At 45.0% G+C, this 13,474-nt stretch carries 10 protein-coding genes; 7 read left to right on the plus strand and 3 right to left on the minus strand.

What is annotated here, in order from left to right; all coding sequences use genetic code 11:
• Positions 1-297: 297 nt before the first annotated feature.
• The 4 genes from ACFBZI_RS09815 to cysG all read left to right on the plus strand — a co-directional run bounded on the left by ACFBZI_RS09815 (position 298) and on the right by cysG (position 5,762).
• A complete protein-coding gene (locus tag ACFBZI_RS09815) occupies positions 298-1,857 on the plus strand; it encodes an aminotransferase class I/II-fold pyridoxal phosphate-dependent enzyme (protein WP_375716150.1) in 1,560 nt (519 codons plus the stop codon).
• Positions 1,858-2,118: 261 nt separating this feature from the next.
• The gene (locus ACFBZI_RS09820; RefSeq protein WP_375716151.1) at positions 2,119-3,795 is read left to right on the plus strand and encodes a nitrite/sulfite reductase; all 1,677 of its coding nucleotides are present in this window, start codon (positions 2,119-2,121) and stop codon (positions 3,793-3,795) included.
• Positions 3,796-3,905: 110 nt separating this feature from the next.
• Positions 3,906-4,289 (plus strand): DUF934 domain-containing protein, encoded by a 384-nt coding sequence (locus tag ACFBZI_RS09825; RefSeq protein ID WP_375716152.1) that lies wholly within the window; start codon positions 3,906-3,908, stop codon positions 4,287-4,289.
• Positions 4,290-4,403: 114 nt separating this feature from the next.
• Positions 4,404-5,762 (plus strand): siroheme synthase CysG, encoded by a 1,359-nt coding sequence (cysG, locus tag ACFBZI_RS09830; protein ID WP_375716153.1) that lies wholly within the window; start codon positions 4,404-4,406, stop codon positions 5,760-5,762.
• 188 nt (positions 5,763-5,950) lie between these two features.
• Here the strand turns inward: cysG and ACFBZI_RS09835 are convergent, their stop codons facing one another.
• On the minus strand, positions 5,951-7,021 hold the full coding sequence (locus tag ACFBZI_RS09835; RefSeq protein ID WP_375716154.1) for a DUF475 domain-containing protein: 1,071 nt from the start codon (positions 7,019-7,021) through the stop codon (positions 5,951-5,953).
• Positions 7,022-7,318: 297 nt separating this feature from the next.
• Positions 7,319-8,470, minus strand: a complete 1,152-nt coding sequence (locus ACFBZI_RS09840) for a beta-ketoacyl-ACP synthase III (RefSeq protein ID WP_375716346.1) — start codon at positions 8,468-8,470, stop codon at positions 7,319-7,321.
• 503 nt (positions 8,471-8,973) lie between these two features.
• Between ACFBZI_RS09840 and argF the strand changes: the two genes are divergently transcribed.
• Positions 8,974-9,894, plus strand: a complete 921-nt coding sequence (gene argF, locus ACFBZI_RS09845; protein WP_375716155.1) for an ornithine carbamoyltransferase — start codon at positions 8,974-8,976, stop codon at positions 9,892-9,894.
• A gap of 198 nt (positions 9,895-10,092) precedes the next feature.
• Here the strand turns inward: argF and ACFBZI_RS09850 are convergent, their stop codons facing one another.
• A complete protein-coding gene (locus ACFBZI_RS09850) occupies positions 10,093-11,085 on the minus strand; it encodes a polyprenyl synthetase family protein (RefSeq protein WP_375716156.1) in 993 nt (330 codons plus the stop codon).
• A 284-nt stretch (positions 11,086-11,369) separates the two neighbouring features.
• On the opposite strand from ACFBZI_RS09850, the gene ACFBZI_RS09855 reads away from it, so the two are divergent.
• A complete protein-coding gene (locus ACFBZI_RS09855; protein WP_375716157.1) occupies positions 11,370-12,452 on the plus strand; it encodes a 3-deoxy-7-phosphoheptulonate synthase in 1,083 nt (360 codons plus the stop codon).
• Positions 12,453-12,744: 292 nt separating this feature from the next.
• Complete coding sequence (locus ACFBZI_RS09860; RefSeq protein ID WP_375716158.1) at positions 12,745-13,467, plus strand: Smr/MutS family protein; 723 nt, start codon at positions 12,745-12,747, stop codon at positions 13,465-13,467.
• Positions 13,468-13,474: the final 7 nt, after the last annotated feature.

The raw sequence follows: 13,474 nt of genomic DNA on the forward strand, positions 1-13,474 counted from the left end.
GTTATGTGTATTCATAATCACTCGCTCGTTGTAGATTTTGTCTATTATATACAAAAAAATACAAAAATGCTAGATTTTGTTAAAAATAAATCGAGAAAAATTTGTCCAACATTTGACCAGCATTTTAAATGTCAAATAGTTGCCAAAAAAAATAGTTGGAAAATTGCGTTTATTTACTATTTTGCAAGATTTACTTGCATTTTTATCTTTTGCCAAAGTTTTGTAAATTTTGTAAAGTATAACTTGCATTTTATCTGTCTTTGACATACAATAACCTAACATTCTGGGAAATTTCACATGACAAATACCAACGCCATCACTATCTCTCAAGGCACACGCCTAAAAAACCGCCGCAAAGCATTGGGGCTATCCGCCGAAGCCTTGGCAAATAAAATGGGCGAACTGGGTACGCCTGTTAGCCGTGGTGCGATTGCCAATTGGGAATGCGGCAAAAATGGCATTGTGATGAGTAAATTGCCCATTTTGGCAGCCGCTTTGGGCGTCAGCGAAAGCTATTTATTAAATGGCTTGGACGATTCAACCAATAAAACGCCACAAAACGCCGCTGCCGACTTGTCCGCCCCACTTCCCCAACCCCCATCGGAACCACACACCATGTCAGAGCCAAAACCTTTAAAAAAATCCAACAAACTTGCCAATGTCTGCTACGACATTCGTGGTGAGTTATTACAAACCGCCAACCGCATGGAAGCTGAAGGCCAGCGTATCATCAAGCTCAATATCGGCAACCCTGCCCCATTTGGACTGCTCGCCCCCGAAGAGATTATTCGTGATGTGGCGATAAATTTGCCAGATGCATCAGGCTATTCTGACTCACAAGGGATTTTTGCCGCTCGTAAGGCGGTGCTGCAATATTATCAAGGCAAAGGCTTATTATCAGCCATCGATGTCAATGATGTCTATATCGGCAACGGCGTCAGTGAGCTGATTGTGATGACCATGCAAGCACTGCTCAATGACGGCGATGAAGTGCTGATTCCGATGCCTGATTATCCACTATGGACAGCCGCCGCCAATTTGGCTGGTGGTAAGGCAGTGCATTATCGCTGCGTTGAAGAAGACAACTGGCAGCCTGATTTGGCGGACATCGAAAGCAAAATCACCGCCAACACCAAGGGCATTGTGATTATCAATCCAAACAACCCAACTGGTGCTGTGTATTCTGACGAGATGCTAAAAAGTATCGCCGCACTTGCCAAAAAATACGGTCTGGTCATCATGGCGGACGAAATTTATGACCGCATTTTGTACGATGGCATCACGCACACACCAATGTGTACCATCACCGATGATTGCTTGGTACTGACTTATAATGGCTTATCCAAATCGCATCGCATCGCTGGCTATCGTTCAGGTTGGCTGATGCTATCTGGCAAAAAAGACCACGCCGCCGACTTTATCGAAGGCTTGACCATGCTTGCCAGTATGCGTCTGTGTGCCAATGTGCCAGCCCAATACGCCATTCAGACAGCGATGGGCGGCTACCAATCCATGCAAGCCTTGACCGCCCCCACTGGCAGACTGTACAAGCAGCGAAATCTGGCGGTTGAACGCCTAAACGCCATCAAAGGCATTAGCTGCACAATGCCCCAAGGTGCTTTTTATTGCTTTGCAAAAATTGACCGTGATGTCTATCCGATTGATAATGACATGAAATTTATGATGGAATTGCTAATCGAAGAAAAAGTACTCATCGTCCAAGGCATGGGCTTTAACTGGGACGCCCCTGACCATTTTCGTGTGGTATTTTTGCCAAATCTTATTGATTTGGAAGATGCCATGGACAGACTGGACAGATTTTTTGCCAAAAAACGCAAAGAATTTGGCACAGAATAACGCCGCCAAATTGCCCAGCAAATCGTCCACCCAATTGCCCAAAACCAACAAAGCCGTCTGACACCATCAGGCGGTTTTGTGGATTGGGTGATTTTATTGTGCCATGTTTTGTTGTACAATATTGCCCGATTGCATCATATCCCCAAAACTGTTACTGATATTCCATTTTTGAATTTTAATTTTTAATATCAAACGCTTAACATGATGCGATATCCAAAAACACCACTTTTATCCCATTAGCAATAAGCCAAAGGAATTACCATGTATCAATATAGCTATGCCGACCAAAAGCTGGTTGATGAGCGTGTGGCTCAGTTTCGTGACCAGACCCAGCGTTTTTTGGCAGGCGAGTTACCCGAAGAGCAATTTTTGCCATTACGCTTGCAAAACGGTCTTTATATCCAGCGTCATGCACCAATGTTGCGTATTGCGATTCCTTATGGCTTGATGTCAAGCAATCAGCTGCGTACTTTGGCACAAGTCGCTCGTGATTTTGACAAAGGCTATGGGCATTTTACCACACGCACCAATTTGCAGCTAAACTGGGTAAAACTTGAAGAAGTGCCAGACATTCTTGCTGCACTTGCCGCCAGTCAAATGCACGCCATTCAAACTTCAGGCAACTGTATCCGCAATACCACCACTGACCCTTATGCTGGTATTCATGCTGATGAAGTTGCCGATCCACGCCCTTATTGCGAAATTATCCGCCAGTGGAGTACTTTTCACCCAGAGTTTGCCTTTTTGCCACGCAAATTTAAAATTGCCGTCATCGGCACCAAAACCGACCGTGCCGCCACGCAAGTGCATGATATTGGTCTGCATTTGGTTGAGCGTGATGGCGAAATTGGCTTTGAAGTACTGGTCGGCGGCGGCTTGGGTCGCACACCGATTATCGGCAAGGTGATTAATGAATTTTTACCACGCCGTCATTTGTTAAGCTATCTGGACGCCATTTTGCGAGTGTATAACCTTGAAGGCCGCCGTGATAACAAATACAAAGCACGCATCAAAATCTTGGTTGAAAGCCTTGGCAAAGATGTCTTTGCCCAAAAAGTCGATGCCGAATGGCAAACGCTCAAAGACGGCGATTTGACCCTAAGCGATGCCCATTTTGCCAAAGCTCAAAGCTACTTTAGCGAGCCAGATTATGAGCAAATCGACAGTCTGGCTGCCCAAGCAACACTGGACGAGTTTTTGGCAGACAAGGCATTTAGCGATTGGTACACGCACAACACCGTACCGCACAAAATCAACGGCTACAAGGCGGTGATTATCTCACTAAAAGCTGGCGTTGTTGATGGTAAATACATTCCTGCAGGCGACATTACCGATGCACAGATGTTTGCCTTGGCGGATTTGGCGGACGCTTATAGCTTGGGCGAAATTCGCTCAACGCACCAACAAAATCTGGTGCTTGGCGATGTTAAAATCAGCGATTTGTACACCGTGTGGCAAAAGTTAAGTGAGTTAAACCTAGCTCGTGCCAATATCGGCACTTTGACCGATATGATTATCTGCCCGGGCTTTGACTATTGTGCACTTGCCAATGCCACCACGCATAACATTGCCGAATCCATCGAAAAGCAGTTTGATGATTTGGATTATCTGTATGATTTGGGTGAGATTCGCCTAAATATGTCAGGCTGTATGAACGCCTGTGCCCATCACCATGTGGGTGATATTGGTATTTTGGGCGTGGACAAAAAAGGCGAACATTGGTATCAGATCAGCCTTGGCGGCAATTCTGGCGAAAATGCCAAATTGGGACAAATTTTGGGTCGTGCCGTGGCAGCGGACGATGTTGCCAGTACCATCGCCACCATTGTCGATGTGTATAAAAATGCACGCATCGAAACCGATGAGCATGTCGAAAGTTTCGCTCAAGCCGTTGAGCGATTGGGCATTGCTCCGTTTAAAGCAGCCGTTTATGGTTAATCATGCCAGCTTGCCACCGTGTCAGTTTGCCTACCAATAAAAATAAAAAATTGGCAGGCATTCTGACAAAGCAATGCGGTGGACAATTTAACAAATAATAAGGATAAAAAATGAGTACAATTAAGGTTTTTGCCGATGCAAAGAGTGAAGTTTTGGCAAGTGAATACGATTTGGAGCAGGCATTGACTGCTGATAGCACGCCAGATGACATTGAAACTGCCATCAAAGCCGATGCCCCTTTGCTGTTTAGCGTTGCCAATTTTATGGACGGTCGTGTTTTTAGCTTGGTGCGTCATGCCAGACACAAGGGCTTTGGCGGTGAGATCATCATCGCTGGCGATTTTGCCCTTGATCAGGCCAATTACTTTGTCAAATCAGGCGTTGATGCATTTTTGGTAGATGCCGAGCAAGTGCCGACTTTGACCAAAACCTTGCAGGACTTGGCCACGGGCTACGATGGCGAATCGGTCAGCCGTTTGCCATTGTTCAGTTAATTGTCGTTTAATGAATCATCGGATAATTAATCACCGCTTAATTAATCGTCGTTTGGTTCGTCATCGTCTGCCGAACCAAACGCCAATCCAAGCCAACAAACCCAGAGAGCTGTTGTGAATACTTTGCCATTGTTTTTTAATCTAAAAAATAAAACCGTGCTGATTGTCGGCGGCGGCGATGTCGCTTACCGCAAGGCGACACTCTTGGCAAAGGCAGGTGCGAGCATCGTGGCGATTGCCAAAAATTTTGACGATGAATTTTTGGCATTTTTAGAGCAGCAATCTTTTGTAGCTGTCCAAAAAAGTTTTGATGGCAGTGATGTTGGCAGCCACCAGCCAGACTTGATTGTCAGTGCTACCGATAATCACACCGTCAATCTTGCCGTTCACGCTGCCGCCAAACAGCATGGCGTTGCCATCAATGTGGTCGATACGCCAGATTTGTGCGATTTTATTTTTCCTGCCATCGTGGATCGCAGTCCTATCGTCATCGGTGTATCCAGTAATGGCAAAGCCCCTGTGTTGGCTCGCTTGATTCGTGCCAAAATTGAAAGCAGTTTACCCAGCAGCTTGGGCTTACTTGCCAAAAAAGCAGGAGATTTTCGCCAAACGGTCAAAGATGCCCTACCCAGCATCACCGAACGCCGCTATTTTTGGGAATCGATATTTAACCGGGCGTTAAAAGACGAAAAAATTGCCGAATTGCCCGATGAATTACAAAATTTTTGCCAAAATAACCAAAAAAGCGGCGAAGTGTACATTGTCGGTGCAGGTGCTGGCGACCCAGATTTATTGACTTTTAAGGCATTGCGACTGATGCAACAAGCCGATGTCGTGCTATACGATGCCTTGGTGTCTGATGAAATTTTGGATTTGTGCCGCCGAGACAGCCAAAAAATCTTTGTCGGTAAAAAACGCAAAGACCACACCAAAACACAAGATGAAATCAACGAGCTTTTGGTACATTATGCCAAAATGGGCTTACGAGTGCTACGCCTAAAAGGCGGTGATCCGTTTGTCTTTGGGCGTGGTGGCGAAGAGATGTTGGCTTGCCAACAAGCAGGCGTCGCCTATCAAGTGGTCAGTGGCATCACGGCAGCACTGGCGGCAGGCAGCTATGCCGGCATTCCTTTGACCCATCGTGGCGTGGCGACTTCGGTGCGGTTTTTGACAGGTTGTTATCAGACCAACGAAGCGTTTGACGGCCTAAAAAGTGCTTACCAAACCGATGAAACTTTGGTGTTTTATATGGGTTTGCACGCCCTACCAAAAATCGTTGCAAGCCTTACGGCATCAGGCTTACCAAGTGATTTGCCGATTGCTATCATCTCTAATGCCAGCCTGCCTACGCAGACGGTATTAACAGGCGTGCTTGCAGACATTGTCGCCAAAAAAGAATCTGCCGCCATCAATGCCCCTGCCATCATCATTGTCGGTCATGTGGTCAGTTTATACCAAGCCAACGCACAGTAAAGTACGGTAAAGAACCAGATTTTTTTCTTTGCTGATACTTAGTTTGGTTTATAATCTTAGTTAACTTTAGGCAAATAAAACCCAAAATCGGTGAACAATGCCAGATTTTGGTAAATTCATCAAACTCAATAAACCAACAATCAAAAAAAACACCAGCCACAAACTGGTGTTTTTGCTTTCACGGTCATTTAGGCGTGTTTCTTGGCTTGTTTTTTATTGTATTGGATAGAATTGAAGACAGACAAAGCAATAAACGCCACGCCAATCAAGCCAGTAATCATCTCATGAATGTGAAAACGAGTAGAAAGCAGCATGATAATCGCCAAAGCACCGATGGCATAATGCGCCCCATGCTCCAGATAGACAAATTCGCTCAATGTGCCTTTGTCCACCAAATAAATCGTCATCGAACGCACAAACATCGCTCCAATCGCCAAGCCAAGCATGATGATAATCACATCATTGGTGATGGCAAATGCACCAATCACGCCGTCAAAGCTAAACGATGCGTCCAGTACTTCTAGGTACAAAAACCCTGCCATGCCGCCTTTTAGAATCGTTGATGACACGCCTGCGGTGTTGGTAACTTGGCTGCTTTCGTCATCGGCGTCATCATTGCTGCCTTCAAGCAGTGCCGACAAGACACTCACGCCCAAATACACCAAAATGCCCCAAATGCCTGCCAGCATGACCACGCTTTGCTTGGCTTCTTCGACCCAGCTCATCGAAATCATCAGCACCACCAGTGCCACAAACACACTCATCGCATCAACTTTGCTAAATCTGACCAAGCGTGATTCTAACCAGCGGAACCAATGAATGTCCTTGTCGCCAAAGATGAATTTTAAAAAAACCAGCAACAAAAACATACCACCAAATGCCGAAATCTCGGCATGATGTGCTTTGAGATGCTCGGCGTACTCGGCAGGATTATTCAATGCCAAAGTAACCACTTCCATCATGCCCAGATTTGCCGTGACTGCCACGATGACGATTGGAAATACCAAACGCATGCCAAAAACCGCAATCAACATACCGATAGTCAAAAAGATTTTTTTCCAAAAATCATTCCAGCCCTTTAAGATTGACGCATTGACCACGGCATTATCAAACGACAACGACACTTCCATCACCGCCAAAATCGCAGTAATACCCAATGCCAGCAGCATCGCCGACACACCGCCATGGCTATAACCCCACCATGCAGCGATGGCAAAGCAGACGATGGTAAAAATAATATCAAAGATAAAATGTCGCATAATGACCTTTACTTTATTTCAAATAAAAATCGCCCACTCAGAATGCACCGATGAGCGATGGGATTAATCAATGAATTTGATTGATAATTATACAAGTTTGACCGTCGCCAGACAATGGCTGATGGCTGATTTTATCACAATTTAACAATTTGATAACACTTTTATATATAAGCCTTAGCAAATTGGGAAAATTGGACAAAATCAGGCAAATTCACCACATTGCCACAGCGACTTATCAAAATTCGGTCAATGCTTGCTTTTGGTTTGGCTGTTTTGGTTCAGCCATTTGGTTTAAATTTAATTTAAACTTTTTTTTAGCAGTACAGAGCCAATTGAGTAGCCTGCACCAAACGAACACATCACGCAAATGTCGCCAGCTGCAACGCCTTCTTGGGTTTCGTGAAATGCTACTACAGGACTTGCCGAGCTGGTATTGCCATATTCGGCAATCACCACAGGGGCAATGCCTTTATCGGCATCTTTACCGACTACTGTCCGCAAAATCAAATCAATCATGTTAATATTGGCTTGGTGCAGCCACATACGCTTGATTTGGCTTGGTGTGATGTGATTTTCGCTTAGGTGTGTGGTGATGATTTCCGACACTTTTGGACAAACTTCACGGAACACCTTGCGCCCTTCTTGCAAAAACAGCTTGTCAGTTACAGGCTCTTGCAAATCGCCATACATTGGCACGCCTGCCGCCAAAAATTCGCTGCGATCCATAAAGCCGTATTCGTTTTTGATGTTGGTTGAAAATTGCGTGTACAATTTGCTATCAAGGATTTCATAGCCTTTTGGTGTATCCAGTGTTTCAACAATGCTTGCTGCTGCCACATCACCAAAAATAAAGTGGCTATCACGATTTCGCCAGTTTAGATGTGCCGAAGTAATCTCAACATTGACCACGGCAATTTTTTTACCCAGACCTGCCTTGATGCTGCCCACCGCTTGTGCGATGCCAAAAGTCGCCGCACTACACGCCACATTCATATCATAGGCAAAGCCATGCGTCATGCCGATGGCGTGCTGAATCTCGATGGCGATGGCAGGATAGCAACGCTGAAAATTTGATGATGCACAAATGATACCATCAAGCTCATCGGCTTGTAGCCCAGCATTGTCCAGTGCCTGCATCAAGGCTGCATGACCCATCTGTGCCATCACTGACATCTCTTCGCCCAAATTGCGTGCTGGGACGATGGGAGCCATGATGTTAGGGTCAAGAATGCCTTTTTTATCAATGACATAGCGTGATTTGATACCAGATGCTTTTTCGATAAATTCGCTCGATGAATATTGCAACGCTACCTTTTCACCAGCAGCGATGGCGTCAGCATGTGTCTGATTGTAATTGTCCACATAAGTGTTAAATGCTGCCACCAGCTCGTCATTGCTGATTTTGTCGGCTGGGGTGTGAATGCCTGTGGCGGTTAGATAAATTGCCATCATTACGCTCCTAAATTCTTCTAAAATAAACTGGTTGTTCGTCAGGTTGTCGCCTGTTCGCCGCTATCCTGTCAAATTTCTCCAATTTTATCACAAATAAGTGTAACAAGTTGTAAAAATATACGCTTGTTTACACAAATATTTGCATTATTTTTGCCCAAAGCTCACAAAATCCGCCATCGCCGTGATAATTTGCTAGAATGTTTTATCAAGATGCTTTGACAAGATACTCTGGCAGAATAATTTTAACAAAAACATTTTAGCAAAAATCTCCACGAAAATGCACGCAAACTATGGTCAAGCCAGCCAAGCAGTGCTATACTACAAGTTTGTTTGAGCCAGTTTGCTTGATTGTTTAAATTATTTAATTTAATTATCTGATTTAAACTGTTTAGCTCAAATTACTTAACCAAAATGATTTGGCTTGCATAATCGACCATAACTCGACCAAAAACTTAAACCAAATCAACCAAATTTGACCGACCAAAAGGAAAGAGTCCGCCATGTCCGTACGCCATTTTCGCAATCTCTTAGATATGACACCTGCTGAACTGCAAGCCATCATCAGCCGTGCCAGTGAGTTACGCCAAATGCAGCACCGTGGCGAAATTTACCGACCGTTTGTCGGCCGCACGCTGGGCATGATTTTTGAAAAATCATCAACCCGCACTCGCATTTCTTTTGAGACAGGCATGGGTCAATTTGGCGGCCATGCCATTTTCCTATCACCAAAAGATACCCAGCTGGGGCGTGGTGAACCCATTGAAGACTCTGCCAAAGTCATCTCAAGCATGGTCGATATCATCATGATTCGCACCTTTGAGCATGCCAAATTGCAGCTGTTTTGTGAGCATTCGTCTGTGCCAGTGATTAATGCTTTGACCGACGATTTTCACCCATGCCAGCTGCTGGCGGATATGCAGACTTTTCATGAGCATCGTGGCAGCATCAAAGGCAAGACCGTCACTTGGGTTGGTGATGGCAATAATATGTGTGCATCGTACATTTTGGCAGCACATCAGTTTGGTTTTCATCTGCGAGTGACCGCCCCTTATGGCTTTGAGCCAAATCCTGAGCTTATCGAAGAATACAGCCACTGCGTCACTTATGTCGAAGACCCGCAAGAAGCTGCCAAAGGCGCACACCTGATTGCCACCGATGTCTGGGCAAGCATGGGTCAAGAGTCTGAACAAATGACTCGAGCTCGCCGCTTTGCACCCTATCAAGTCAGCCCTGCCATGCTAGATAAGGCCGATCCTGATGTGCTGTTTATGCACTGCTTGCCTGCACACCGTGGCGAAGAAATCAGCTTTGATTTGCTCAACGATCCACGCTCCGTGGTCTGGGACGAAGCCGAAAACCGCCTACACGCCCAAAAAGCCTTGATGGAATTTTTATTAAAAGACAAAATTAAGCTGGACTAATTTTATAAATTGGGCAAATTTATCCAAATTTTGCTAAATTCTAAGATTCGTATCGATTGCAATCAACCGAAATAACCTAAAATAAAAAGTGCCGTATTTGCATTGGATTGAATACGGCACTTTTTTTTGTTGCTATCAGATTTGATTTTAACTTTTTAATTGGGTTTTAAATTTTAATAAATGTTAAATTTTAATCAATCACACCAAACGAGCACTGGCAAGCTCGGTCAGCTGATACAGGCCTGTGCGATAGCGGTTATCGGGCAAGTTTTGTAGTGCTTGCTGAGCCAGTTGAGTTTCTGATAACGCACGAGATTTGCAATAATCCAACGCACCTGATGACTGCACCAAGGCGATCAGTTCATGGGCATCATCGACCTTGCCAGTCTGTACAGCGATGCGTAATTTATCATAGGCTTGATGGTTGGTATTTTTTAGTAATTCTAAAGTTTTGATAATCGGCAAGGTCGGCTTACCTTCTGCCAAATCATCGCCCAAATTCTTGCCCATTACCGCCGCATCACCGCTAAAGTCCAGCACATCATCAATCATCTGAAAGGCGTTACCAAAATGATACGCAAATGCCCCCAAATCCGCCAAAACTTCTTCACGACCTTGGAGCAGTGCCGCCCCTTGTGTTGCCATCATAAATAGGCGTGATGTTTTGCCATCAATGATTTTTAGGTAATCTTCTTCTTGAGTTTCAGGGTTGTGCTGGTGTTGCAGCTGCAAAACTTCACCTTCAGCAATGTCGCAAGTACCATCACTAAACAGCTTAAGCAGCGGCAAATTATTAAATCCAACCAATAAATTAAATGAGCGAGCAATCAAATAATCCCCCACCAAAACCGCCGTGGCATTATCCCAAGTAGCGTTCGCTGTCGGCTTGCCCCGTCTGAGTCCTGAAGCATCAATCACATCATCATGCACCAATGTCGCCGTATGCAGCATCTCAGTAATTGCCGCCAGTTGCATCGCCTGCTGGCTTTGGCTGTCTTGTAACATTCGCGCGGTCAAAAGCGTAATCAGGGGACGCATTCGCTTGCCGCCAGCATCGATGACATGTTTAGACACGCTCATCACCAGTTGCACTTTGGAATTTAAACTGCCAAAAACCTGCTTATCCATGATGGCAAAATCTTCGGCAACGATGCTTTGAATATCAGCATAGGTTAAATCTGATGCTTTCATAATCACAAATCTTTACAAAAAATAAGGTGTTATGATAGCATAATTTTCACCATCAAAAAACCAATAATCTGCATTTTCGCTCGGCGATTTTTGATAGCAAAACATTGGTTGTCTTGCTTAGAAATATTTTTCATAACTATTTGTTATATTTTCATGTACAAAAGCGACTTTTGTGCTTGTAATCAGCGGCAACAACAGGCATAATGTGGATTTTATATTTGTGCAATTATCTTCATGCTGTATTCATGATTTGTTGCCCAATCCATACAAACAGGAAGCCATGTATGAGCCAACCTACCACACAACATAAAGAAATTGATGACGTGAATATCGAACAATTTATTCCGCTGATTACCCCAAATCGCCTAAAAAGCGAGCTGCCACTGTCTGACACCGCTTACCAAACCGTACTAAACGGTCGCCAAACCATTCAAAATATCCTTGATGGCATTGATAAGCGTGTGCTGGTCGTTGTCGGTCCGTGTTCGATTCACGATCCAGTTGCCGCCCATGAATACGCTGACAAATTGCGGATTCTTTCAGAAGAGCTAAAAAATGAGCTGTTCATTGTGATGCGTGTGTACTTTGAAAAACCCCGCACCACCACTGGTTGGAAAGGTCTGATTAACGACCCTGATATGAATGACAGCTTTGATATCGAAAAAGGGCTGCACATCGCCCGCAAACTGCTGCTAGAGCTGAACGAAAAAGGTCTGCCATGTGCCACCGAAGCACTCGACCCCAACACACCACAATATATGCAAGATCTGATCAGCTGGTCTGCCATTGGTGCTCGCACCACCGAAAGCCAAACGCACCGTGAGATGAGTTCTGGCTTGTCCTGCCCTGTCGGCTTCAAAAATGGCACAGACGGCAGCATGACAGTGGCGGTCAATGCCATGCAAGCGGTGCAATCTGGACATAGCTTTTTGGGACTGTCAGGCGATGGTCAAGTGGCCATCATCAGATCAAAAGGCAACCGCTACGCCCATGTGGTACTGCGTGGCGGCAACGACAAGCCAAACTACGATCAAACGGCCGTGGCTGCTGCCGAAAATGAGCTTGCCAAAGGCAAAACCAATGGCAAAATCATGATTGACGCCAGCCATGCCAACAGCGGCAAAGACCCATATCTGCAGCCGATGGTTATCCAAAATGTCGCTGAGCAAATCGTCAATGGCAACAAATCCATCATGGGACTGATGATTGAAAGCCATCTAAAAGGCGGTCGCCAAAATATCCCTGCCAACCTTGCGGATTTGGAATACGGTAAATCAGTTACCGATGGCTGCTTGGACTGGGAAGCCACCGTTGAGACTTTGCGTCGATTTGCCAAAACCGTCAAAGAGCATTTGCCAAATCGTTAATTGACTTAATTGACCAAAGTTAGAAGTCAAAAGTCAAAATTAAAATCAAAGCCAAGATTTCTACCAAGACTTAACTTGGCTTTAAATCGCAAAAAGCCGCTGATTTTGGCGGTTTTTTGTGTTAAAGTAGCTTTAATGATTTCATAAATGATTTTATAATTGAATGATTTGACAATTTTGCCAGCAGATATTTGCCCAAACTGCCAAATTTGGGCTTTTATTTGAGTCAAAATTGCCATGATTTACCCAAATCACCCTGTCCAAATCACTTTTTGTCTTTAAGTTTATCACTATGTCAAATTTTAAAGAGCCAAGTTTTAAAGATTTATTGTCCAAATCGCTACAAGATGACCTAAAACAAATGGTCAAAACGCCCAAAAAATCTGCCGATAGCAGTTTTGATGGTATGGGCAAGCCAACAAGCGATGCCCTACCCAGTGCCAGACAAGTCGCCAACGAAGTCAAACGCTTTAATCACGATGCTGTCGATGAAGACAAAGTGTTGTTTATGCAGGCAATGAGCGGCGTCGTCCCCCTAAAGACCGATGCCCAAGTCAGCCACGACAAACCCCTTAAGGCAGACGAAAACGCCCTGCGTCGCCGTGCCGCTGCCGAAGGTGGTGAAGACATCGGCGGTGTGTTGTCGGATATGCAAGCTCTGCTAAACCCAGTGGCAGGCGAAGCGTATCTATCGTACAAGCACCCCACGCTACAAAACAAGGTTTTTGAGCAGCTAAAGCAAGGTAAATTACGCTGGTATGATGCGGTGGATTTGCACGGCTCAAGTATCGAAGACGCTCGCCATGCTGTGCAGCTGCTGATTCATCAAGCGATAAGTCAAGGCGAAACGGTGGTCAAAATCGTCCACGGCAAGGGCAAAGATGCCATCATCAAAACTTGTGTGAATGGCTGGCTGCGTCAGATTGTCGATGTGATGGCATTTGTCTCAGCACCTGCCAACGATGGTGGCAATGGTGCTGTGCTGGTGCTACTCAAGCGAAAAAAGAGCAGTTAATTTGGCA

It is taken from the genome of Moraxella marmotae (assembly GCF_042219885.1).
In the GTDB taxonomy this organism is placed as follows: domain Bacteria; phylum Pseudomonadota; class Gammaproteobacteria; order Pseudomonadales; family Moraxellaceae; genus Moraxella; species Moraxella marmotae.

Coding starts and splice junctions, on each gene's coding strand:
- argF (WP_375716155.1), top strand. CDS start 8,974: ATGTCCGTACGCCATTTTCGCAATCTCTTAGATATGACACCTGCTGAA.
- ACFBZI_RS09815 (WP_375716150.1), top strand. CDS start 298: ATGACAAATACCAACGCCATCACTATCTCTCAAGGCACACGCCTAAAA.
- ACFBZI_RS09840 (WP_375716346.1), bottom strand. CDS start 8,470: ATGGCAATTTATCTAACCGCCACAGGCATTCACACCCCAGCCGACAAA.
- ACFBZI_RS09835 (WP_375716154.1), bottom strand. CDS start 7,021: ATGCGACATTTTATCTTTGATATTATTTTTACCATCGTCTGCTTTGCC.
- ACFBZI_RS09860 (WP_375716158.1), top strand. CDS start 12,745: ATGTCAAATTTTAAAGAGCCAAGTTTTAAAGATTTATTGTCCAAATCG.
- ACFBZI_RS09825 (WP_375716152.1), top strand. CDS start 3,906: ATGAGTACAATTAAGGTTTTTGCCGATGCAAAGAGTGAAGTTTTGGCA.
- ACFBZI_RS09850 (WP_375716156.1), bottom strand. CDS start 11,085: ATGAAAGCATCAGATTTAACCTATGCTGATATTCAAAGCATCGTTGCC.
- ACFBZI_RS09820 (WP_375716151.1), top strand. CDS start 2,119: ATGTATCAATATAGCTATGCCGACCAAAAGCTGGTTGATGAGCGTGTG.
- ACFBZI_RS09855 (WP_375716157.1), top strand. CDS start 11,370: ATGAGCCAACCTACCACACAACATAAAGAAATTGATGACGTGAATATC.